A 22,556-nucleotide genomic window follows, 5' to 3' on the forward strand; every position below is an offset into this window, starting at 1 on the left:
CATGACCGCGACGTCCCACCCGCTGCTGCGGGTTGAAAACCTGCATATCGACATCCACACCGCCACGCACACCAAGCATGTGGTGCGCGCGGTGGACTTCACACTTGAACGCGGCAAGACGCTGTGCATCGTTGGCGAATCCGGCTGCGGCAAATCGCTGACGGCGTTGGCGCTGCTGGACCTGCTGCCCGCCGCCGCGCGCCGCCGCATGACGCGGCTGGAATTCGCCGGGCAGGACTTGTCCACGCTGACGCCGCGCCAGCTGGCCGAGCTGCGCGGCGCGCGCATCGCCATGATCTTCCAGGATCCGATGACGTCGCTGAACCCGGTGTTTCAGATCGGCACGCAGTTGATCGACGTCATGCGCCGGCACCAGCGCGTCAGCCGCCGCCAGGCCGCGGAACGCGCGCAATACCTGCTGCGCCGCGTCGGCATCACCAACCCCGAAGAACGCATGCGCCAGTATCCGTTTGAACTGTCGGGCGGCTTGCGCCAACGCGTGATGATCGCCATGGCGCTGATGTGCGGCCCGGAACTGCTGATTGCCGACGAGCCCACCACCGCGCTGGACGTTACCGTGCAGGCCGAACTGCTGGACCTGCTGCGCGACATCCAGGCCGAGTTCGGCCTGGGCATGGTGTTCATCTCGCACGATATGGGGCTGGTGGCCCGCATCGCCGACCACGTCATCGTCATGTACGCAGGCGACATCGTGGAAGGCGGCAGCGTGGCCGAGGTGCTCGCGGACCCGCGCCATCCGTACACCGCCATGCTGTTGAACTGCATCCCCCAACCCGGCCGCACCGCGCCGCATACCGACTTGCCCACCATCGCCGGGGCCGTACCGTCGCTGGATACCGCCATCCGGGGTTGCGCGTTCCGCGACCGTTGCCCGGTGGCGGAACCTCGTTGCGCGCAGCCGATCGCCCCGCGCGTGCAGGGCGAACACCGCTGCCTGTGTGTGAAACCCGGCGCGCTGCGCGCAGGAGCGCTGGCATGACTGCATCCCTGAACAAAACCACCGCAATGCCGTCGGCCACCCCATCCCCCCCCCCGCCCGGCAGCATCCGCCTGGACGCGCTGTCGTTTCAATACGGCCGTGCCAGCCTGTTCTCGCGCCGCCCCGCACCGCGCATCCTGCATGACATCAACCTGCGCGTGCCCGCTGGCCGGACCATCGGGCTGGTTGGCGAATCCGGCAGCGGCAAGTCCACCATCGCCAAGCTGATGCTGGGCCTGCTGGCGCCCACACAAGGGCAGGCGCTGCTGGACGACAAGCCGCTGACCGCCATGCCGGCCCGCGCCCGCGCACGCCGCATCCAGATGGTGTTCCAGGACCCGTATTCGTCGCTGAACCCGCGCCGCACCATCAACGAGATCCTGACCGCGCCGCTGCGCGTGCATGGCATCGGCAACACCGCGTCGCAAGCGGCCGCGGTGCGCCGCATGATGGACGCCGTGGGGCTGGTGCCCGCGTTTGCCGCCCGCTACCCGCGTGAACTGTCGGGCGGCCAGCGCCAGCGCGTGGCGATTGCCCGCGCGCTGATGCTGGAGCCCCAGCTGCTGATTTGCGATGAGCCGACTTCCGCGCTGGACGTCTCCGTGCAGGCGCAGATCCTGAATCTGCTGATGGAATTGCAACGCGAACGCGGCCTGGGCTATCTGTTCATCAGCCACAACCTGGCGGTGGTGCAGCACATTGCGGACGAGATTGTCGTGCTGCAAGGCGGCCGCGTGGTCGAGCGTGGCGCGGCGGATCAGGTTTACTTTTCGCCCAAGCACCCGTACACCCGGCAACTGATCGGCGCGACGCTGGCCGTGCCCGAAGCGCGGGAGCTGGCCGCATGACAGCACACCCGACCGCAGTGACGACCAGCCCGGTGACGACCAGCCCTGTGGCAACCAGCCCCGCGACGACGCCCCTGCCCCCCACCCCCGGCACCGCACCGATGCCAGAGGCACACCCGCCTACCCTCGCGCCGCATTACCTGCTGGTCGGCAACGACGAGAAAGTCACCTGGGACGACGGCCGGATCCGCTTCCTGGCGCCCGGCCGCGATTCGCTCAGTATCTTCGACGCCGCTGCCAACCCCGCCGCGCCTGTCCTCGTAGCCACGCTGCCGCTACCCAACTCGTTGTTCGGCCCGCCTGTCAACCTGGCCGTGACGCCGGACCAGCGTCTGGCCTTGATCGCCGATTCCATGGCGTGGCCCGAACGCGCCGACAGCAAGGGCTGGCAGCCCACCCCGGGCCGTGACCTGTATGTGGTGGACCTGGCCGCCACCCCGCCGGCCATCGTGCAGACGCTGCAAGTGGGCCTGCAACCGTCCGGCCTGTCGATCAACCGCGCGGGCACCATGGCCCTCGTCGCCAACAAGGCGGGCCACTCGATATCGGTGCTAAGCATCCGCGATGGCCGCGTGGCCGTCTGCGCCGAAGTCGATCTGGGCACGCCCGTGGTCGCCGTGTCGTTCTCGGCAGATGGCCGCCGCGCCTATGCCGTCAAGACCGATACGCATCGCCTGGCCGTGCTGCGCATCGACGACACCGGCCCCACGCCCCGCGTCACGCACGATTCGTCCGAAGATCTGACCACCGGCCTGGTGCCGTTCAACCTGGTCGTGTCGCCCGACGGCGCGCTAGCCCTGGTGGTGGACATGGGCAGCCCCACGGCGTCCGACGGCCATGCGGATTCCATCAGCGTGGTGGATCTGCTTAGCAACCCGCCGCGCGTCATCGACCGGGTCATGGTGGAAGACGGCCCCGAAGGCATCGCCATCAGCCTCGATGGCCGCCACGCCGCCGTGGCCATCGTGCAAGGCTCCAACAACCCCTCGTCCGACTGGTTCCATCACCCGCACGGCCAGATCGTGCTGTTGCGCATCGACGGCCGGCGCGTCACCCGCGCGGGCGCCATCGGCGTGGGCGCCTTGCCCGAAGGCATCGCCTTCAGCCCCGACAGCCGCTACCTGTACGTCGGCAATTTTCTGGACGCAACCATGCAGGTGCTGGCCGTGGAAGACAACGGCCTGACCGATACCGGTACGTGTATTTCCCTGCCCGGCCACCCCGCATCCATGCGGGCGCAATCCTACTGAGCGGGGCCGCACCCCGCCGCGTGTTGAACCCACCACCCCTACTTCTCTTTCGTATCTGGAGTTACCCCATGACCCAAGCACCCCAAACGTTTCGCGCCCTGATCGGCGGCGCCCTTGTCGCGATGGCCGGCTTTGCGCCGCTGTCGGCCCATGCGATGGACATCAAGCTGGGCCACGTGCTGGCCCCCAGCCACAGCTGGAACAAGGCGGCCGAGGGTTTTGCCGCCGAGGTCAAGGAAAAGACCGCCGGCCGCGTCAACTTCGTGCTGTTTCCCAGCGGCCAGCTGGGCAACGAAAAGACCATGCTGGAAGGCTTGCAGATCGGCAGCCAGGGCGCGGCCATCATCGGCTCGGGTTCGTTGCAGCCGATTGAACCGAAGTTCGGCGTGGTCGAACTGCCGTACACGTGGTCCACGTCGCAACAAGCGTACAAGGCCTATGACGGCGAGCTGGGCGAGGCGCTGGCCAAGCTGGCCGACAAGAAGAACCTGACGATCATTTCGTGGTGGGAAAACGGCTTTCGCCACGTGACCAACAATCGCGGCCCCGTGAACAAGCCCGCCGATCTGGCCGGCCTGAAAACCCGCGTCACGCCTGACAAGATGCGTCTGGACACCTTTACCGCGCTGGGCGCCAACCCGGCCCCGCTGGCCTTTGGCGAGCTGTACTCCGCCTTGCAGCAAAAGGTGTTTGACGCGCAAGAAAACCCCTTGTCCATCATCTACACCTCGTCGTTCTTCGAAGTGCAAAAGTACCTGTCGCTGACGGGTCACGTCTGGGGCCCGGCCAACCTGATCATTTCCAAGCCGGTCTGGAACCGAATTTCCGCCGATGACAAGAAGGTGGTGCAGGCCGCCGCCGACAAATGGCGCGACGCCCAGCGCAAGATGATCACCGACGGCGACCAGCAGTTCGTGGCCCAGCTGAAAGAAAAAGGCATGCAGGTCAACGAGGTCGACAAGGCCGCCTTTGCCGCCGCCGTGCAGCCCGTATGGAAGACCTACTCGGTCACCTACGGCCCCGAGCTGATGGCGATTGTGCAGAAGTACCGCGAGGCCAAGTAATGCTTAACCGACTGTCCGCCATCCTGTCGGGCATCAGCAAGGCCTTTGCCGCCCTGGCGGTGGCCTTGCTGGCGATCCTGATCTCTTACGTGGTGTTCTCGCGCTTCGTCATGCACACCACGCCGCACTGGGCCGAGGAATTGCCGCGCCTGGTGCTGGTGTGGTCGGCCTTCATCGGTGGCGTGGCGTGCAGCTACGAACGCTCGCATCTGATGGCCGGGCTGCTGCCCTTCGTGGTGCGCAGCCCGCGCGTGCTCAATGCCTTCGAGCGCTTGAACCAAGTGCTGGTCATCGTGGGCTTGGCCGCGCTGGGCTACGCGGGCTGGCAGCTGGCCGAGCTTACGGGCGACCAGACGCTGCCCGCGCTGGACGTGTCCGCCGGCACGGTCTACCTGGCGTTGCCGTTTGCGTGCGCGGTCACCATCGTCGTCCATCTGGCGCAGCTGTTCGCGCCCACCCCCGCCACGGCAAAGGAATAACAAGATGTCTTCGGGTGCTCTCTTTTTGATGGGCGTGTTCACGATCACGGTGTTGATCGACATGCCCATTGCATTCGGCCTGGTGCTGTCGTGCCTGGCCTACCTGGCCGTGTATGACTCGGCGCCCATGATGGTCGCGGCGCAGCAGTACGTGGTGGGGCTGGACAGCTTCACCCTGCTGGCGATCCCGCTATTCATCCTGGCCGCGCAACTAATGAACGGTGCCGGCCTGACGCAACGCATCGTGCGCCTGTGCGCCGCCATCGTCGGCGACATCAAGGGCGGCCTGGCCGTGGTGGCCGTGCTGGCCTGCCTGATGTTCGGCGCGCTATCGGGCTCGGGCGTGGCCGACGTGGTCGCCATCGGCAGCCTGCTGTTGCCCGCCATGGCGCGCAGCGGCTACGACAAGGGTTTTTCTTGCGCGCTGGTGGGCAGCGCGGGTGCCACGTCCACCATCATCCCGCCCAGCATCGTGCTGATCGTCTACGGCACCATCACCGACACGTCGGTGGGCAAGCTGTTCGTGGCGGGCATCATCCCCGGCATCCTGCTGGGCCTGTCCTTGATCGGCGTGGCCATCTGGCAGTCGCGCAAGCACAACTGGGCGGGCGGCCAGCCGTTTTCCTGGGGCGAACTGCGCGCGGCCGCCATCGATGCGCTGCCCGCGCTGATGGTGCCGGTGCTGATCATCGGCGGCATCCGTTTCGGCATCTTCACCGCCACCGAAGCGGCCTCCAGCGCGATTGTCTACGCCCTGCTGATCGGCTTTTTCTGGTACCGCACGCTTAGCCTGAAATCGCTGTGGGACAACCTGAAGTCCACCGGTGAAAGCAGCGCGTCGATCCTGCTGATCATCGGCGCCTCGGGCCTCTTCGCCTGGGTGCTGGTGGCCGAACAGGTGCCGCAGGCCCTGTCCACGCTGCTGGTGGACTGGACCGACAGCAAGACGGCCGTGCTGCTGGTGCTGACGGTGGTATTGCTGCTGCTGGGCACCTTCATGGAAGCCATCCCCGTCATCATCATCGTGGCCCCCGTGGTGATGCCGGTGCTGGCACACTACAACATCGACCCGGTGCATTTCGGCATCCTGCTGTCCATCAACATGGCCATCGGCGCCAATACGCCCCCGGTCGGGGTCGACCTGATGGCCGCCTGCAAGATCGGCGGCATCAATATGATGCAAACGCTGCGCCCGCTGTCCTGGATGATGCTGGCCATGACCGCCGTGATGTTGCTGCTGACGTTTGTTCCTGAACTGGTGCTGTTCCTGCCGAGGCACGTGCAATGACTACTTCCCCATATCTCCGCCGCCCCGCCGCGCTGCGCCGCAGCTGGATGTTCGTGCCCGGCATGGACGCCGCCGCGCAGGCCGCGGGCCTGGCAAGCGGCACGGACGCGCTGGTGGCCGACCTGGAAGAATTCACGGCGCCCGTCGAACGGCCCGCTGCCCGGCCGCGCATTGCCGCCTTGTTTGCCACGTGCCGCGCGCAAGGCGTGGTGGCGGCCGTGCGCATCAACAAGCTGGAAGACGACGGGCTGGCCGACCTGCGTGGCGTGATGCCCGGTGCGCCGGTTGCGGTATTCCTGCCGCACGCCGAAAGCGCCGCGCAGATCATTGCGCTGGATCAGGCGATCACGGCGCTGGAAGCCGAACTGGGCCTGCCCGCCGGCAGCACCGAGATCGTGCCCACGCTGGAATCGGCGCTGGGGCTGGTGCGCGCCTACGACATCCTGACCGCCAGCCCGCGCGTGTCCGCCTGCCTGCTGGCCGCCGAAGACCTGACGGCCAGCCTGGGCGCCGAGCGCGGCAAGGACGGCATCGAACTGCACGCCGTGCGCGCCCGCTTCCTGGTGGACTGCACCGCCGCCGGCTGCGTGCCGATCGACTGCCCGTTCAATTACCGCGACCTGCCCGCGTTGGAAGCGGACCTGCGCTGGGCGCGTCGCCTGGGCCTGAAATCCAAATGCGCCACGGTGGCCGAACAGGTCCCCCTGATCCACGAGGTGTTCACTCCCGCTGCGCCGGACGTGGACACCGCGCGCGACTGCGTGGCCCGCTTCGAGGCCCAACGCGCCGGCCGCCACGACGCCGAACGCATCGACCCGCCCACCTACAACACCGCGCGCCGCCTGTTGGCGCGCCATGACCAATTCGAACGATGGGCCGCCGAGCGCCGCGCGCAGGCCGTCCCACAACAAGGAGACCTTGCATGACGTCATCCGCACTTCCCGAACGCAACGGCGGCCAGATCCTGATGCAGCAGCTGCGCATCCATGGCGCGCGCCGCGTGTTCATGATTCCCGGCGAAAGCTACCTGCCGTGCATCGACGCGCTGAACGAACACACCGACGCCATCGAGCCCGTGGTCTGCCGCCAGGAAAGCGGCGCGGCGTACATGGCCGAAGCCTATGGCAAGCTGACGGGCGAACCCGGCATCTGCTTCGTCACGCGCGGCCCGGGCGCCACCAACGCCAGCATCGGCGTGCACACCGCCTACCAGGACTCCACGCCAATGATCCTGTTCGTGGGTCAGGTCGGCAACGACTTCATGGAACGCGAAGCCTTCCAGGAAATCGATTACCGCCGCATGTTCGGGCAAATGGCCAAGTGGGTGGCGCAGATCGACCGCACCGACCGCATCCCCGAATTCATTTCGCGCGCCTTCGCCGTGGCCACCAGCGGCCGGCCCGGACCCGTGGTGCTGGCACTGCCCGAAGACACGCTGTGGGGCACGGCGCGCGTGGCGGACCTGCCACGCTACCCGCGCGTGCACAGCCACCCGGGCGCCGCCGACCTGGCGCGCATGACCGAATTGCTGAACGCCGCCCAACGCCCCTTCCTGCTGCTGGGCGGCAACGGATGGCACCAGACCGCCATCGACCAGATTGCCGGCTTTGCCGAACGCTTCGAGTTGCCCGTGGGCACGGCGTGGCGCCGCCTGGAGTGCTTTGACCAGCGCCACCCCAACGCCGCCGGCCACGTCGGCTGGGCCATGACGCCCGAACTGCGCCAGCGCCTGAAGGACGCCGACCTGGTGCTGGCCGTGGGCACGCGCCTGGGCGAAGCAACGACCGAAGGCTATAGCGTCATCGAAAGCCCGCTGCCTCGCCAGAAGCTGATCCACGTCTACCCCGACGCCGCCGAACTGGGTCGCGTGTTTTCGCCCACGCAGGCCATCGTGGCCGATGTGGCCAGCTTTGCCGCCAGCGTGGCGGACCGGGCGCCCGGCCATACCAAGCCGCGCGGCGACGCCGTGCGCATCGCGCATCAGCAACTGGTGGACAGCCTGACCCCGCTGCCCGCGCCCGGCCCGATGAGCCTGGACGCGGCCGCCGCCTATGTGGACGCGCACCTGCCCCCCAACGCCTGCATCACCGTGGGCGCGGGCAACTACGCGCTGTATCCGCACCGCTATCGCCGCTACACCGGCCCGGGCACCAGCCTGACGCCCACGGTCGGGTCGATGGGCTATGGCTTGCCCGCCGCTATTTCGGCCAAGCTGGAAGACCGCGCTCGCACCGTGGTGTGCTATGCGGGCGACGGCTGCTTTCAGATGAACATGCAGGAACTGGGCGTGGCCTTGCAGTACAAGCTGGGCGTGGTCGTGCTGGTGTTCAACAACAGCATCTGGGGCACCATCCGCGCCCACCAGGAACGCGAATTCCCCGCCCGCACGATTGCGCTGGGCTTTGAAAACCCCGACTTCACGCAGATCATCCGGGGCTATGGCGGCTACGGGGAAGCCGTGGAGACCACGGAAGATTTCGGACCCGCGTTCGAACGCGCGCTGGCCTTTGCCGACAAGGAAAGCCTGCCCGCGCTGCTGGAAATCCGCTACGACGCCAACGGCATTGCCCCGGGCGAAACGCTGATGGGCATCCGCGAAGCCGCGCAAGCCCGCATCGCGCGCGGCAACGCCCCCGCCAACCCCGCCAATAACGATCATTGACAGGACGTGAACCCATGACAAGCACGATTTCGATCAACGGACAGCGGCTGTGGCAGTCGCTGATGGACCTGGCGCGGATCGGCGCCACCCCCAAGGGCGGCAACTGCCGGCTGGCGCTGACCGCGCTGGACGGCCAGGGCCGCGACCTGGTCACCGGCTGGATGCGCGAGGCCGGCATGACGCTGCGTGTGGACCAGGTGGGCAACATCTTTGCCCGCCGCGCCGGCCGCAACAATGACCTGCCGCCGGTCATGACCGGCAGCCACATCGACACGCAGCCCACCGGCGGCAAGTTCGACGGCTGCTACGGCGTGCTGGCCGGGCTGGAAGTCATGCGCAGCCTGAACGACCATGGCGTCATCACCGAGGCCCCGCTGGAAGTGGCCATCTGGACCAACGAAGAAGGCTCGCGCTTTCTGCCCGTGATGATGGGCTCCGGCGTGTTCGCCGGAAAATTCCCACTGGAAGTGGCGCTGAATGCGCGCGACCACGACGGCAAGTCCGTGGCCGACGAACTGGCCGCCATCGGCTACGCGGGCGCGGACCCCGTGGGTGGCCGACCGGTCGGCGCGTACTTCGAGGCGCACATCGAACAAGGCCCCATCCTGGAACATGAAGACAAAGTGGTCGGCGTGGTGACCGGGTCGCTGGGCGTGCGCTGGTACGACGTGGTGATCACCGGCATGGAAATGCACGCGGGCCCCACGCCCATGCCCATCCGCCGCGACGCACTGTACGCGGCCACCTTTCTGTTGCAGGCGGTGATCGGCATCGCCAACGACAACCAGCCGCATGGGCGCGGCACGGTTGGCGAGATCCACGCGCATCCGGGCTCGCGCAATGTCATCCCCGGCCAGGTGCGCTTCACCGTGGACCTGCGCCATGAAGACGAAGCCACGCTGACGCAGATGGACGCGCGCTGGCTGGCCGCCTGCACCGACGTCGCCGAACGCCATGGCGTCACCGTGGACGTGAAGCAGGTGCAGTATTTCCCGCCCACCCCCTTCGACCCGGACCTGGTCGCCAAGGTGCGCGACGGCGCCACGCGCCGTGGCCTGGCCGCCATGGATATCGTCACCGGCGCCGGTCACGACGCCGTCTACATGGCCGGCGTCACGCCCACCGCCATGATCTTCGTGCCCTGCAAGGACGGCGTAAGCCACAACGAAATCGAAGACGCCAAGCCCGCCGACCTGGAAGCGGGCTGCAACGTGCTGCTGGACGCCATGGTCGCGCGCGCCAACGCGCACACCGATACGGCCCCCGCCTCCACCACCCCGCACCGCCTTCATTCCGGAGAACCCGCATGAGCCAACACGATCGCGCCTATTGGCATGACCGCGCCGCCACGCTGCGCATCGACGGCCGCGCTTACATCGACGGCGCCTACTGCGACGCCGCCGACGGCGCCACGTTTGCCGCCTCCAGCCCCATCGATGGCCGCCGCCTGGCCGACGTGGCCGCCTGCGGCCAGGCCGACGTGGACCGCGCCGTGGCCGCCGCGCGCCGCGCCTTCGAAGCCGGCGTCTGGAGCCAGCTGGCCCCGCGCCAACGCAAGGAACGCCTGCTGCGCCTGGCCCGCCTGATCGACGAACACACCGAAGAACTGGCGCTGCTGGAAACGCTGGACATGGGCAAGCCCATCCGCGACGCGCTGGCTTTCGACGTGCCGGAAACCGCGCGCTGCTATGCGTGGTACGCCGAAGCCATCGACAAAATCTATGACGAGATCGCCCCGACCGGCCCGGACGCGCTAGCCACCATCACGCGCGAAGCGCTGGGCGTGGTCGCCGCCGTGGTGCCGTGGAACTACCCGCTGATGATGGCCGCCTGGAAGGTCGCGCCCGCGTTGGCGGCGGGCAACAGCGTCATCCTGAAGCCGGCCGAACAGGCCTCGCTGTCGGCCATCCGGCTGGCGGCGCTGGCGGAACAAGCCGGCATTCCCGCCGGCGTCTTCAACGTGGTGCCGGGGCTGGGCGCGGTGGCCGGGCAGGCGCTGGGCCGCCACCCGGACGTGGACTGCGTGGCGTTCACCGGGTCCACCGCCACGGGCAAGCGCTTCATGAGCTATGCGGGCGAATCGAATTTGAAGCGCGTATGGCTGGAATGTGGCGGCAAGTCGCCCCACATCGTGTTTGACGACTGCCCCGACCTGGACCGCGCCGCGCAAGCCGCCGCGCTGGCCATCTTCTCGAACCAGGGCGAAGTGTGCATCGCCGGCTCGCGCCTGTACGTGCAGGACGGCATCTACGACGCCTTCATGGACAAAGTCGCCGCCTTTGCGGCCACCTTGCAGCCGGGCGACCCGCTGGACCCGGCCACCGCCATGGGCGCCATGGTGGACGAACGCCAGATGCAGGGGGTGCTGGCCCGCATCGCCGCCGGCCAGTCCGAAGGCGCCACCTTGCGCATCGGCGGCAAGCAGGCGCGCAGCGACACGGGCGGCTACTACATCGAACCGACCATCTTCGATTGCGCGCGCCAGGATTCCGCCTTGGTCCGCGAAGAGATCTTCGGCCCGGTGCTGGCGGCGCAACGTTTCGGCACCGAAGACGAAGCGATTGCGCTGGCCAACGACTCGGTCTATGGACTGGGAGCGGGCTTGTGGACGGCCAACCTGTCGCGCGCGCATCGCTTGTCGCGCCGCCTGCGCGCCGGCCTGGTCTGGGTCAACTGCTACGCCGATGGCGACATCACGGTGCCGTTCGGCGGAGTCAAGCAATCGGGGTCGGGCCGGGACAAGTCCCTGCACGCGCTGGACAAGTATTCGGACTTGAAGACGACCTGGATCAGTCTGACGGTGTGAATGGCGGGTCGGGGCCGGGCTGAGGTCGTCGCGGGCACTCAGCCCTAGGCGCCGGCCCCACGCGCCGCCACGCAGCAGGCTGTCAGCACGCCGTCGGCCACCCAGGCGTAGCGCACGCTTAGCGCCTGCCCGGCCCGCCACTCCGCGTCATCCCAATCGCGGGTCAGGGTCAGCGTCACTTCTGCCCTGCTCGCGCGCATCGCCGTGAGTTCGGCGGCATCGAAATCCTGGAACCTGCGCAGGCGCGGATACAGCGCCTTGTACAGCGCTTCCTTGGCGGAAAACAACAAGGTCAGCGCATGCCCGCGATCCAAGTGCGCCGCCATGCGGGCAAGTTCGCGCTCGGTTGCCACCAGTGGCTGCACGTCCACCACGGTTTGCGGGGCAATCAAGTCCTGCAAGTCCAGCCCCAGCGCCTGGCACCGCGCTGCCGAAGCCACCGCCGCAACCGCCCACGCCCCGCTATGGCTGATGCTGCCCAACCACCCCGCCGGCCACACCGGCAAACGCTGGTCCACCGGCAACACCGGCCCCTGATCCGTCGCCCCCGCCTTCTTCGCCCCCACCCTCTTCGCCCCCGCCTCTTGCAACGCCCGCCACGCACACACCCGACCCGCCACGAACTCGGCGCGCCGCCCGGGGCTCATCGCCAAGGTTGCCTGGCGCCACGCCAAGGCCTCATCGCCCACGGCGGCAAGCAGGTGCTCCGCCGCCTGGGCAACGGGCATGGACGCCATGCACACCCAGTCGGGCAGGCGTAGCGCTTGGTGCAGTCCGGTCACGGAGCGTCATCCACCCCGCCATACAGGGCGGGCAGCAAGATCGGCAAGGCGGCTTCTTTCCGCAAACGGCCATGCGCGGTTTCCACCTGCACGACCGCGCTGATCTTCGCTTTCATCGAGTCCAGAGCCAGCATGCGGGCCATGTTTTTTGCCGCTTCATTTGCCGCTTCATTTGCCGCTTCATTTTCCGCTTCATTTTCCGCTTCGTTTTCCGCTTCGTTTGCCTCTTACTTTCCGCGCCCACCGCCCTCTCACCCCGCCGAAGCGCCCTTCACCACCCGGTGCACGAACTGAAGCTTGCCGATCACCTCGGCGGGCAGGACGAAGGGGTAGAAGTCGCGTTGGCCCATGCTGCGGGCCAGCTCGTTCAGGACGCCGGTCAGGGCGACCCAGGCGTTGACCAGGTCCAGGAACGCCTGGCCGTCCGGGTCTTCGGGGTCATACAGGGCTTCTTTGGTGAAGGGCTCGTAGGACTGTTCGACGGCGGTACGCGTGACGCCGAAGCTGATCGCGGTGTCCAGCGTGTCCATCATGTGCAGGTAGTGCGCCCAGGTTTCGGCCCAGTCTTCCCATGGGTGGCACGACGCATAGGTGCTGATGTAGTGCAGTTCCCAATCGGCGGGCGGGCCTTGTTCGTAGTTGCGTTGCAGGGCCTCGCCGTAGTCGGCGCGCTCGTCGCCGAAGACCTGCCGGAACGGTTCCAGCCACGGGCCGGGCGAAATCAGCTGGTCCCAGTAATAGTGGCCAATCTCGTGGCGAAAGTGGCCCAGCAGGGTGCGGTACGGCTCGTGCATGTCTTCACGCACTTTCACCCGGTAGGCGTCGTCGGCCTCGCGGATGTTGATGGTGATAAGCCCTTGCGCGTGGCCGGTCAGCAAGGGGGTGCCATCGTCAACGGGCGCCAGCAGGTCGAACGCCAGGCCGCCGTCGTCAGGGGCCACCGAGCGCCGGATCGGCAGGCCCAGCGTCATGATCTGCGCAATCATCTGGCGCTTGGCGGCCTCAACCTTGAACCACAGCGGGCCGTTTTCCGGTACGGAAAGATCCGGGATGGTGCGGTTCAGGTTACAGGCCAGGCACAGCGTGTCGGGCGACTGCGCGGGCACCAGCCAGTTGCACAGCGCCGGCAGGCTGAAGTTGCCGCAGCGCTTGTACGTTTTGCCGCGCACCTTGCCCGATTCACGCAGGATGCCGCCCGGCGCGTCGTCCAGCGCGATCACGTGGCCGCGCTTCGGGTCAAACCCCAGCTGTCGGTGGCAGTTCAGGCATTCGGTATTGCTGAAGAAAACGGGCTGCCCGCACACGCACTGAAAGGCCTTCGCGCGCGCATGCCGCACGCGCTGGCGTTTCGGGGCGCGCAGTTGGCGGTTGATCGCGTCGAAGAAATAGCTCATGCATCAGTCCCTGTCGGAAACTCGTCTATGGGCGCGACGGTTACGCGCACATTCAATTCATGGCCGCCGCCCCGGATCACGCCGCGCAAGGGAGTGACGTCGCCGTAGTCGCGGCCATGCGCCAGCACCACGTGCGCCGTGCCCGGCACCACGTCGTTGGTGGGGTCCAGGTCGATCCAGCCCCCATTGATGTCCACCCCCGCGCAGTGCACCGACACCCAGGCGTGCGAGGCGTCGGCGCCGATCAGGCGCGGTTTGCCGGGCGGCGGTTGCGACATCAGGTAGCCACTGACATAACGCGCCGGCAAACCCAGCGCGCGCAGGCAGCCGATCATCACATGCGCAAAATCCTGGCATACGCCGATACGTTCCTGGAACGCATCAAGCACCGGCGTGGACACCTGAGTGTGCGCGGGCCGGTAGGTGAAATCCGCGTGGATGCGGTGCATCAGGTCCAGCGCGGCCTCGGCCACCGGGCGGCCCGGGGTGAACGACAGCAAGCCGTATGCCCGAAGCTCGGCATGCATCGGTATATAGGGAGACGCGAAGGTGAATTCGACCTCGGGCGCGTAGGGCAAGGCCGGGTCGTAACGCAGGCGCTGGGCGGCGGCCTCCCAGGGCAAACCCAGCGCTGCGTCCAGCGCATGCAAGCGCGGATGGACCGTAACGCGGCTGGTGGCGCGCACCGTCAGCGCCTCGTGCGGCGCGTACAGCGCGAAGGTGCAGCGCGTGTTGCCAAAGCCATCCACCGCCTCGGTGATGCCGGGCGGCACGGGCGTGACCTCCAGCGCGTAAGCCTCAAGCACCTGCCACGCATCGTTCAAGGGGCGCAGATAGCCCAAATGGTGGGCCAGTTCCACCGGCGAATCGTAGCGATACGCGGTTTCGTGGTCGACGATCAGCGTCACCCCGTTCATGTCGGCATGCCTCGCAAGTTACGCGGTAAGCGTTTGGTCATGGCCGGCCGCATGGCTGAAATACCGCAGGCTGATCTCGTTGGACAAGGCGCTGGCGGCCAGTTCCAGTTGCGTGCACAACGTCAGCACGCCCGCGTACAGGCCCTGGGTCTGTTGGCATAAATCCGCCAACGACACGCCCACGCCTTCCGCCGGCAGCAGGTTCACCAGATCCCTGCCCGGCCCCGCCACGGTATCGGGCAGCCGCGCCAGCTCTTTGCGCAACACGCTCAGCACACAGGTCAGCGAACGCGGGTTGGCGGGCTCTTGCACCAGCAGGTTCAGCAACGCGGGCACTTCCTGGCGGCCAGGGTAATAGGCGCGATATGTGATCTTGCTGTCGAACAGGTCCAGCAGCATGTTCAAGCCGCTATCGCCCAGCACCGCGTTGCGGCGGAACAGTTCGCCCAGCAAACCGGCCATGGCGGCCAGGCGTTCGATCTGCCGGCCGATAGTCAACAGGCGCCAGCCGTCGTCGCGCGTCATGCGGTCGGTTTGCGAACCCGTGATTGCCGACAGCTGCATGCCCAGGTTGCGCAAGCCGCGCAGCACGTCCGGCGCGGAAACGGGCGCGGGCACCGCCGCGGCGGTATCGCGCCCCTTGCCCGCCGACGCCATGCGCATGAACCATTCATGCGCCGTCACCACCAGCCGCCAATGCTCGGGCGAAAGGCGGTCACGGATCTGGCCGGCGGCAAAGGCCAGCGCCCCAAGGTTGCGCGCCACGCCGCCCTGCGCGTCGTCGCTGACCAGATGGGCCACCAGCGTGGATTCAAACATGCGCGCCGACAAGGTGGGCGCGGCGGGCACCAGCCCGCTGCGACGGCACAGCGTGTCGACGGCGGCGAACAGTTCGCCGGCATTGTCTTCATCGCTGTTCAGCCAGGTCAGCGCCACCGTGGCCAGGCGCACATCGTTTTCCGCGCGTTCGGTGTAGCGGCCCATCCAGAACAGGTTTTCGGCGGCGCGGCTGGACACGGGGCGATGCGCGGGGGCAATGTCCTCCAGCCGCAATTGCACGGGCAGCATCGAGAACATATCGACCGCGCCGCGCGTGGTGACCCAGGTGTCCATGCTGCTGCCGCCGCGCTGCATCGACACAATCTGCTGTTCGCGGCTGGCGATGCGCGTCAGGCCGCCCGGCAGCACGTTCCAACCGCCCTCGCCATCGGCGATGACGAACACGCGCAGCATCGCCGCGCGCGGCACGATGTGGCCCGCGCTCCAGCTGGGCGCCTGTGACAGCGGCAGATATTCTTGAACGGTATAGGCGTCGGGGTTGTCGGCGATGCGCGCATGCAGCGCGGCGGTGTCGGACGGCGGCACGGCGCCGCCGATGACGGGTTCGAAGCCCCCCCGCATATTGCTGGGGTAGGTGGATTTGATGACCATGCCCGGCAGATTCGCCAACGCCTGTTCGCGCGCGGCGGCCTCGCCGCACCACCACGAAGGCAACGACGGCAACAGCAGATCGGCATCGAACAGGCGGCGGCTGATGGCGGGCAAAAAGCCGTTGATCGCGGGCGACTCCAGAAAGCTCGCGCCCAGCGAATTGGCCACCAGCACATTGCCCGCGCGCATCACCTGCAACAGCCCCGGCACGCCCAGCGTGGAATCCGACCGCAGCTCAAGCGGGTCGCAAAAATCGTCGTCCAGGCGGCGCAGCACCGCGTGCACGCGTTCCAGCCCGTGCAGCGTTTTCAGGTAAAGCATCTTGTCGCGCACGACCAGGTCGCCGCCTTCGACCAGCGTCACGCCCAGATAGCGCGCCAGATACGTCTGTTCGAAATAGGTTTCGTTGTACGGCCCCGGGGTCAGCAGCACGATGCGCGGCGGCGTATGCGCCGGCAGCCCGCCCGGGCTCAGCTTGTACAGCATGTCCATCAGCCGCCGGTAGCTGGTGGCCAGATGCTGCACGCGCAACTGCTTGAACGCCTCGGGGAACATGCCCGAAATGGTCAGCCGGTTTTCCAGCAGATACCCCAACCCGGATGGCGCCTGTGTGCGTTGCGACACCACCCACCAGCCGCCATCGGCGGCGCGCGCCAGATCGAACGCGGCGATGTGCAGGTAGGTGCCGCCTGGCGGCTGGTAGCCGCGCAAGGGCCGCAGATAACCCGGATGGCCGAACACCAGCGCGGGCGGTATCAGCTTGTCGGCCAGCAGGGTTTGCGGGCCGTAGACGTCGGCAAGCACGCGGTTCAACAGGCCGGCGCGTTGGCATACCCCCTGTTCGATGGCCGCCCAGTCGGTGTCGTTGATGACAAAGGGCAAAAGGTCCAGCGACCACGGCCGCGCCGACCCATTGGCTTCGGCGTAGATGTTGTAGGTGATGCCGTTTTCGCGGATTTGCCGCGCCACCACGTCCACGCGCCGGTCCAGGTCGGCAAAGCCGCTGGTGCCCAGAAGCTCGAAGAATTGGGGCCACGGTTCGCGCAGCCGCGTCGCGCCCGACGCATCGGGCGGCGCGCGCAGTTCGTCATAGTGCCCAGGCCGCGCGGGCAGCGCCGCATGAACCGCCAGGGATGCGACATCCTGCGACGGATCGGTCTGAAAAAGAAATTGCGGCATGGGGCTTCAAAAGGCGACGGGGGCGCCGGGGTTCAAATTCCAACAAGGGGTCAATCGTGCCTTAAATCCAGCGAGAACGGAAATTCACGGCCCACTTGCGCCGGCGCCACGTCCATGCGGCCCGGCGTGTGCCCGATTTTCTCGAAACGGGCCAGGCGCCGGCTCTCGGCCTCGTAGGAATTGACCGGGAACGATTCCGGATTCAGCCCGCCCGGATGCGCGACATGGTATTTGCAGCCCCCTAATGAGCGTTGATTCCAGGTATCGACAATATCCACCGTCAAAGGCACATGCACCGGTATCGTCGGATGCAGCGCCGACGGCGGCGACCATGCCTTGTAGCGCACGCCCGCCACGTACTCGCCTACCCGGCCGGTCGGCTGCAAGGGCAGCGCGCGGCCATTGACCGTGACAACATAGCGGTTGTCGTTCAAGCCCGATACCCGGATTTCCACCCGTTCCAACGACGAATCCACGTAGCGCACCGTGCCCGCGGACGAGCCCTCTTCGCCCATCACGTGCCAGGGTTCCAGCGCGCCGCGCAGTTCCAGGTGGATGCCGCGCGCCGCCACGTCGCCGAACAGCGGAAAGCGGAACTCGAAATGCGGCGCGAACCATGCGGCGTCAAACCCGTACCCCGCCTCGTTCAGATCGGACAGCACGTCCTCGAAGTCCATTTTCACAAAGGTAGGCAGCAGGAAGCGGTCATGCAGCTCGGTGCCCCAGCGTGTCAGGCGCGCGGTATAGGGCGATTTCCAGAAATGGGCCACCAGGCCGCGCAGCAGCAGCTGCTGCGCCAGGCTCATGCGCGCATGCGGCGGCATTTCAAAGGCGCGCAGTTCCAGCAAACCCAGCCGGCCGGTGGCGCTGTCGGGCGAATACAGCTTGTCGATGCAGAATTCCGAGCGGTGCGTGTTGCCCGTCACGTCGACCAGGATGTTGCGCAGCGCGCGGTCGATCATCCAGGGCGGCACCTGTTCGCCCTGTTCGGCGCAGCGCCGGTGGATTTCCTGAAATGCCAGTTCAAGCTCGTAGACCTGATCGTTGCGCGCCTCGTCGATGCGGGGCGCCTGGCTGGTGGGGCCGATGAACAGCCCGGAAAACAGGTACGACAACGACGGATGATTGACCCAGTACGCCAACAGGCTGGCCAGCACGTCGGGGCGGCGCAGGAACGGGCTGTCGGCCGGCGTGGCGCCGCCCAGCACGAAGTGGTTGCCGCCGCCGGTGCCGGTGTGGCGCCCGTCGGCCATGAATTTTTCGGTGGACAGCCGCGTCTCGAAGGCGGTTTCGTACAGGAATTCGGTGTGGTCCACCAGTTCGGCCCAATTGGCGGCCGGGTGGATGTTGACCTCGATGACGCCGGGGTCCGGCGTAACCGCCAGCACCTTCAAGCGGGGATCGCGCGGCGGCGGGTAGCCTTCCAGCACAATCTTCACGCCCAGATCGCGCGCCGTGCCCTCCACCTGCGCCACCAGCGCCAGATAGTCTTCCAGGCGCGGCAAGGGCGGCATGAACACATACAGGATGCCGCTGCGCGTTTCCACGCACATGGCGGTGCGGGTCAGGTTGGCGGCGGATTCGAACTTGGCGGGCGGGTGCGCGCCCGGTGCCGCGGACGCGCCATTACGCTGACTCTGCGCCACCAACTGCGTCGGCCCCGGCAGCGAACGGCGGGTATCGAAGGGGTCGCGTTCCGTGACCACCGGTGCATCGGCCTCGGCCGCCCAGGGCAGCGAGTCCAGCGGCAGGCGCAAGCCCATCGGCGAATCGCCGGGAAACAGGTACATGCGTTCGTCGCGCAGGAACCAGGGGCCGGACACCCACGGCCCGCCCTCGCCCGCCTGGATCGGCAGCGCATAGCCGACGATGCTGTCCAGCTTCTGCTCGAACACGCGGCGCAGGCGCGCGCGTTCCATTTCATCGTCCAACCGGGAATCGAACGGGTCCACGTTGGCCGGCAGCCGCCGTTCGCGCCACAGGTAGTAGAAGACGTCCTCGTAGCCCGGCACGACGTGGCGTGCGTCCACTTCCAGCCGCTCGCACAGCCGCGTGACGAAGCGCTTGGCGTCCGCCACCGTGTACGCGCTGCGCTGGCGCTCGTCGGCGAACAGCGTCGGGTCGTCCCAGCATGCTTGCCCATCGGCGCGCCAATAGATCGACAGCGCCCAGCGCGGCAATTGTTCGCCCGGATACCATTTGCCCTGCCCCAGGTGCACAAAGCCGTTGCCGCCGTAGCGCGTGCGCAAGCGGTTCAAGAGTTCCAGCGCATAGCCGCGCTTGGTGGGGCCGAGCGCGGCGGTGTTCCATTCCGCGCCCTCGCGGTCGGACACCGAGACGAAGGTGGGCTCGCCCCCCATCGTCAGGCGCACGTCCATCTGGTCCAGCCGGTCGTCGATCTTGTCGCCCAGGTCCAGGATGGCGCGCCATTGCTCGTCGCTATATGGCTTGGTGACGCGCGGCGATTCGAACACGCGCGTGACGGACATGGTGTGCGTGAATTCCACCTCGGCCTCGTCGACCGCGCCCGTCACGGGAGCGGCGCTGCCGGGTTCGGGCGTGGCGGCCAGCGGAATGTGGCCTTCGCCGGCCAGCAGCCCGGAGGTAGGATCCAGCCCGATCCAGCCGGCGCCCGGCAGATAGACTTCGCACCACGCATGCAGATCCGTGAAGTCGGTCTGCGCGCCGCTGGGGCCGTCCAGCGCGCGCACGTCCGGCTTGAGCTGGATCAGGTAGCCCGACACGAAACGCGCCGCCAGCCCCAGGTGGCGCAGCGCCTGCACCAGCAGCCAGCCCGAATCGCGGCACGATCCCGCCGCCCGCGCCAGCGTTTCCTCGGGCGTCTGCACGCCGGGTTCCATGCGGATCAGGTAGCTGATTTCCTTGTGCACCTGCTGGTTCAGCGCCACCAGGAAGTCCACCGTGCGTTGCCGCCGCACATCGACTCGCGACAGGAATTCCGCGAATCGGGGCGTGGCCTCGTCGCGGATCAGGTACGGCGCCAGTTCGCGCGCCAGCCCATCGTCGTAGGTGAAGGGAAATTCCTCGGCGTCGGGTTCCAGAAAGAAATCAAAGGGGTTGTAGACCGCCATTTCGGCAACCAGGTCCACAGTGATCTTGAATTCGCGCGTCTTGTTCGGAAAATTCAGCCGCGCCAGGTAGTTGGCGAACGGGTCCTGCTGCCAGTTCAGGAAGTGCTCGGCGGGCTCCACCGTCAGCGAGTACGACAGGATGGGCGTGCGGCTATGCGGGGCGGGTCGCAGGCGCAGCACCTGGGCGGAAAGGCTGACCAGACGGTCATAGTTGTATTGCGTGACGTGCTTGAGCGCTACGTGGATCGTCAAAGCCTTCTCCGGGTCGGCGGTGGCCGTCTTGGATTATGGGGGCGCGGGTGGCAAACGCGGGGTAGCAAATGGAAAATTGAAAGAATCAGTGGCTTGACTGCACCTGCACCTGCACCTGCACCTGTACCGATACGTCCATCGACAGCGTAGCCGCCGTGCCGTGCAACCAGCGCACGGGCGAGGCAGATTCGTAATCGCGCCCAACCGCCAGGCGGCAATGGCCGTCGGAGGCAAACGCCGCGTGGCTGACGTCCACGCTGACCCAGCCGTGCCCGGCCAGCCAGACATCGGCCCAGCCATGGCTGGCGGCGTCGTCGCCGGCTTCGTGCCAATAGCCGCTGACAAAGCGGCCCGGCGTGCCCATGGCGCGCACGCAGGCCAACAGCAGATGGGTCTGGTCCTGGCTGCCGCCGCGCCGCGCCGCCAGCACCTGCGGGGCCGTCATGGCAGGGCCGCCCAGCCCGGGCTGAACCGCCACGTGTTCGCGGATCGCGGCGCTAAGCATCAGCACGTCGTCGGCGCTGTGCACGCCGCGCGGCAGCACGCGCCGGCAGAACGCGCGGATGGAATCGTCGCATTGGGTCAGCGCGGTGGGCACGCCGTAGATGTAGACCGGCAGGCGTTCGTCTTCATCGCCCACGCGGCCCTGCGCCAGCGGATGGATGTCGACCTGCCCCACCGCATGAATCTCGATTTCGCTATGGGTGCGGTGCAGCGTCAACGTGTGCGTGACGTTGCCGTACGCGTCCACCTGCGGCTGGATTTCGCCCGGCGTCTGGATCTGCCATCGCAAGGCATGTTGGTGGTCGTCGCGCCGGGGCGTCAGCCGCAGCGTCTGGATGGTGTAGTTGACCGGGGCGGCATAGCGATAGCGGGTCACGTGCTTGATGAGATGCTTCATGAAAATCTCCACACTGCGGTCACGCTGGTCTCGTCCGGGCGGCGCACCCTGCCCGTATGCTGTTTACCGGCGGGGCACGACGGTCGATCGTAGCAACAAGCCAATGAAATAAATCAGCAATACGCAAGCGATGAACAGGCCATGCGCAAGCCATGAAAAAGCCATAACCATGCAATGACCAAGCAACATGTGTGCCAGCGGGACAGCCGCGTTGCGCGCGCCCGGGCAACGGGATGACGCCCGTGAAATCCTGCCCGCAGCCGGCCACGGCGCACGCAATGACGCGCGGCCATGCCCGATATCCGGCACCGGGCACCAAACCAGTGCGATGACCGCTGCGACCCCGCGCGTCTTTTTTACAAGCCATTGCAAAATTGTTCCGCGCACAACAAGGCACGGGTACCGGAGCGCCAAGGCGTGGGGACGCCGGAACGCCGGGGCATGGGCAGTCACAATCTTCAAAGCGCCGGACAATCGTTCAATACATCGCCACATGACGCAGGCACATTGCGGGGGTTTCCAAACGGCATCCAAGGAGCCACACCATGTCCGTTACCGCCTTCGCCAAACCCGGCGCCAAGCTGTTGTCCCCGCAGGACCACACGTTGATCATGATCGACTTCCAGTCGCAAATGGCATTTGCCACCCATTCCATCGACGCCGTCACGCTGCGCAACAACGCCGCGCTGGTGGCGCACGCCGCCGCCGGTTTCAAGGCGTCCACCATCCTGACCACCGTTGCCGAAAAGAGCTTTTCGGGCCCGATGTTCGACGAAGTCACCGCGCCGTTCCCCGGCCAGGCCCTGCTGGACCGCACGTCCATGAACACCTGGGAAGACGCCGCCGTCATCAAGCAGGTCAACGAAATCGGCAAGAAGCGCATCGTGCTGGCCGGCTTGTGGACCAGCGTGTGCATCGTCGGCCCGGCCCTGTCGGCGCTGGACCAGGGCTTTGAAGTCTATGTGATCACCGACGCCTGCGGCGACGTGTCCGTGGAAGCGCACAACCGCGCCATCGAACGCATCGTGCAAGCCGGCGGCCAGCCGATCACCGCGTTGCAATACCTGCTGGAAATGCAGCGTGACTGGGCCCGCACCGACAGCTACGAAATGACCACCGGCATCGCCAAGAAGTTTGGCGGCGCCTATGGCCTGGGCATCCTCTACGCCAAGTCCATGTTCAACGCGCACGAAGCCTGATAGGAGCCGCCC

Annotated in this window: 18 protein-coding genes; 11 read left to right on the forward strand and 7 right to left on the reverse strand. The window is 67.0% G+C overall.

Going from position 1 to position 22,556, the window contains the following annotated elements:
* The first annotated feature begins 1 nt into the window (after position 1).
* From V6F88_RS04960 to V6F88_RS05005, 10 genes are all read left to right on the forward strand, one after another.
* The gene (locus V6F88_RS04960; protein WP_332608241.1) at positions 2 to 1,000 is read left to right on the forward strand and encodes an ABC transporter ATP-binding protein; all 999 of its coding nucleotides are present in this window, start codon (positions 2 to 4) and stop codon (positions 998 to 1,000) included.
* Between the two features lie 26 nt (positions 1,001 to 1,026).
* Positions 1,027 to 1,848 carry an ATP-binding cassette domain-containing protein gene (locus V6F88_RS04965; protein WP_442880244.1) on the forward strand — a complete coding sequence of 274 codons (822 nt, stop codon included), beginning with the start codon at positions 1,027 to 1,029 and terminating at the stop codon, positions 1,846 to 1,848.
* Complete coding sequence (locus tag V6F88_RS04970; RefSeq protein WP_332608243.1) at positions 1,845 to 3,098, forward strand: lactonase family protein; 1,254 nt, start codon at positions 1,845 to 1,847, stop codon at positions 3,096 to 3,098. Before V6F88_RS04965 ends, V6F88_RS04970 begins: the two co-directional genes overlap by 4 nt.
* 122 nt (positions 3,099 to 3,220) lie before the next feature.
* On the forward strand, positions 3,221 to 4,162 hold the full coding sequence (locus V6F88_RS04975) for a TRAP transporter substrate-binding protein (protein ID WP_442880245.1): 942 nt from the start codon (positions 3,221 to 3,223) through the stop codon (positions 4,160 to 4,162).
* Complete coding sequence (locus V6F88_RS04980; protein WP_332608245.1) at positions 4,162 to 4,641, forward strand: TRAP transporter small permease; 480 nt, start codon at positions 4,162 to 4,164, stop codon at positions 4,639 to 4,641. The genes V6F88_RS04975 and V6F88_RS04980 overlap by 1 nt, the downstream gene beginning before the upstream one ends.
* 4 nt (positions 4,642 to 4,645) lie before the next feature.
* Positions 4,646 to 5,929 carry a TRAP transporter large permease gene (locus V6F88_RS04985; RefSeq protein ID WP_332608246.1) on the forward strand — a complete coding sequence of 428 codons (1,284 nt, stop codon included), beginning with the start codon at positions 4,646 to 4,648 and terminating at the stop codon, positions 5,927 to 5,929.
* Complete coding sequence (locus V6F88_RS04990; protein ID WP_332608247.1) at positions 5,926 to 6,855, forward strand: HpcH/HpaI aldolase/citrate lyase family protein; 930 nt, start codon at positions 5,926 to 5,928, stop codon at positions 6,853 to 6,855. The genes V6F88_RS04985 and V6F88_RS04990 overlap by 4 nt, the downstream gene beginning before the upstream one ends.
* Positions 6,852 to 8,591, forward strand: a complete 1,740-nt coding sequence (locus V6F88_RS04995) for a thiamine pyrophosphate-binding protein (RefSeq protein ID WP_332608248.1) — start codon at positions 6,852 to 6,854, stop codon at positions 8,589 to 8,591. The genes V6F88_RS04990 and V6F88_RS04995 overlap by 4 nt, the downstream gene beginning before the upstream one ends.
* Positions 8,592 to 8,605: 14 nt before the next feature.
* Positions 8,606 to 9,901 carry a Zn-dependent hydrolase gene (locus V6F88_RS05000; protein WP_332608249.1) on the forward strand — a complete coding sequence of 432 codons (1,296 nt, stop codon included), beginning with the start codon at positions 8,606 to 8,608 and terminating at the stop codon, positions 9,899 to 9,901.
* Positions 9,898 to 11,397, forward strand: coding sequence for an aldehyde dehydrogenase (locus V6F88_RS05005; protein WP_332608250.1), 1,500 nt, complete (start codon positions 9,898 to 9,900; stop codon positions 11,395 to 11,397). Before V6F88_RS05000 ends, V6F88_RS05005 begins: the two co-directional genes overlap by 4 nt.
* A 44-nt stretch (positions 11,398 to 11,441) precedes the next feature.
* Here the strand turns inward: V6F88_RS05005 and V6F88_RS05010 are convergent, their stop codons facing one another.
* The 7 genes from V6F88_RS05010 to V6F88_RS05040 form a co-directional block, all read right to left on the reverse strand.
* Positions 11,442 to 12,179, reverse strand: coding sequence for a 4'-phosphopantetheinyl transferase family protein (locus V6F88_RS05010; RefSeq protein WP_332608251.1), 738 nt, complete (start codon positions 12,177 to 12,179; stop codon positions 11,442 to 11,444).
* Complete coding sequence (locus tag V6F88_RS05015) at positions 12,176 to 12,322, reverse strand: hypothetical protein (protein WP_332608252.1); 147 nt, start codon at positions 12,320 to 12,322, stop codon at positions 12,176 to 12,178. Before V6F88_RS05015 ends, V6F88_RS05010 begins: the two co-directional genes overlap by 4 nt.
* Positions 12,323 to 12,430: 108 nt before the next feature.
* A complete protein-coding gene (locus V6F88_RS05020; protein WP_332608253.1) occupies positions 12,431 to 13,573 on the reverse strand; it encodes a zinc-binding metallopeptidase family protein in 1,143 nt (380 codons plus the stop codon).
* Positions 13,570 to 14,490: a transglutaminase family protein gene (locus V6F88_RS05025; protein ID WP_332608254.1), complete on the reverse strand. Its 921-nt coding sequence runs from the start codon at positions 14,488 to 14,490 to the stop codon at positions 13,570 to 13,572. The genes V6F88_RS05020 and V6F88_RS05025 overlap by 4 nt, the downstream gene beginning before the upstream one ends.
* An 18-nt stretch (positions 14,491 to 14,508) precedes the next feature.
* Entirely contained in the window at positions 14,509 to 17,100 is a 2,592-nt protein-coding gene (locus V6F88_RS05030; protein WP_332608255.1) for a circularly permuted type 2 ATP-grasp protein, read from the reverse strand.
* A 50-nt stretch (positions 17,101 to 17,150) separates the two neighbouring features.
* A complete protein-coding gene (locus tag V6F88_RS05035; protein ID WP_332608256.1) occupies positions 17,151 to 20,444 on the reverse strand; it encodes a transglutaminase family protein in 3,294 nt (1,097 codons plus the stop codon).
* Between the two features lie 85 nt (positions 20,445 to 20,529).
* On the reverse strand, positions 20,530 to 21,345 hold the full coding sequence (locus V6F88_RS05040; RefSeq protein ID WP_332608257.1) for a transglutaminase family protein: 816 nt from the start codon (positions 21,343 to 21,345) through the stop codon (positions 20,530 to 20,532).
* A 545-nt stretch (positions 21,346 to 21,890) separates the two neighbouring features.
* Between V6F88_RS05040 and V6F88_RS05045 the strand changes: the two genes are divergently transcribed.
* Positions 21,891 to 22,544, forward strand: a complete 654-nt coding sequence (locus tag V6F88_RS05045) for a hydrolase (RefSeq protein WP_332608258.1) — start codon at positions 21,891 to 21,893, stop codon at positions 22,542 to 22,544.
* The last annotated feature ends 12 nt before the right edge of the window (positions 22,545 to 22,556 follow it).

Origin of the sequence: Achromobacter sp. ESBL13, from assembly GCF_036668755.1 — a bacterium.
In the GTDB taxonomy this organism is placed as follows: Bacteria; Pseudomonadota; Gammaproteobacteria; order Burkholderiales; family Burkholderiaceae_B; genus Achromobacter.

What these genes read in the sequence shown, in the direction of transcription:
- V6F88_RS04960 (WP_332608241.1), top strand. Translation starts at nt 2, where the DNA reads ATGACCGCGACGTCCCACCCGCTGCTGCGGGTTGAAAACCTGCATATC.
- V6F88_RS04965 (WP_442880244.1), top strand. Translation starts at nt 1,027, where the DNA reads ATGCCGTCGGCCACCCCATCCCCCCCCCCGCCCGGCAGCATCCGCCTG.
- V6F88_RS04970 (WP_332608243.1), top strand. Translation starts at nt 1,845, where the DNA reads ATGACAGCACACCCGACCGCAGTGACGACCAGCCCGGTGACGACCAGC.
- V6F88_RS04975 (WP_442880245.1), top strand. Translation starts at nt 3,221, where the DNA reads ATGGCCGGCTTTGCGCCGCTGTCGGCCCATGCGATGGACATCAAGCTG.
- V6F88_RS04980 (WP_332608245.1), top strand. Translation starts at nt 4,162, where the DNA reads ATGCTTAACCGACTGTCCGCCATCCTGTCGGGCATCAGCAAGGCCTTT.
- V6F88_RS04985 (WP_332608246.1), top strand. Translation starts at nt 4,646, where the DNA reads ATGTCTTCGGGTGCTCTCTTTTTGATGGGCGTGTTCACGATCACGGTG.
- V6F88_RS04990 (WP_332608247.1), top strand. Translation starts at nt 5,926, where the DNA reads ATGACTACTTCCCCATATCTCCGCCGCCCCGCCGCGCTGCGCCGCAGC.
- V6F88_RS04995 (WP_332608248.1), top strand. Translation starts at nt 6,852, where the DNA reads ATGACGTCATCCGCACTTCCCGAACGCAACGGCGGCCAGATCCTGATG.
- V6F88_RS05000 (WP_332608249.1), top strand. Translation starts at nt 8,606, where the DNA reads ATGACAAGCACGATTTCGATCAACGGACAGCGGCTGTGGCAGTCGCTG.
- V6F88_RS05005 (WP_332608250.1), top strand. Translation starts at nt 9,898, where the DNA reads ATGAGCCAACACGATCGCGCCTATTGGCATGACCGCGCCGCCACGCTG.
- V6F88_RS05015 (WP_332608252.1), bottom strand. Translation starts at nt 12,322, where the DNA reads ATGGCCCGCATGCTGGCTCTGGACTCGATGAAAGCGAAGATCAGCGCG.
- V6F88_RS05020 (WP_332608253.1), bottom strand. Translation starts at nt 13,573, where the DNA reads ATGAGCTATTTCTTCGACGCGATCAACCGCCAACTGCGCGCCCCGAAA.
- V6F88_RS05025 (WP_332608254.1), bottom strand. Translation starts at nt 14,490, where the DNA reads ATGAACGGGGTGACGCTGATCGTCGACCACGAAACCGCGTATCGCTAC.
- V6F88_RS05030 (WP_332608255.1), bottom strand. Translation starts at nt 17,100, where the DNA reads ATGCCGCAATTTCTTTTTCAGACCGATCCGTCGCAGGATGTCGCATCC.
- V6F88_RS05040 (WP_332608257.1), bottom strand. Translation starts at nt 21,345, where the DNA reads ATGAAGCATCTCATCAAGCACGTGACCCGCTATCGCTATGCCGCCCCG.
- V6F88_RS05045 (WP_332608258.1), top strand. Translation starts at nt 21,891, where the DNA reads ATGTCCGTTACCGCCTTCGCCAAACCCGGCGCCAAGCTGTTGTCCCCG.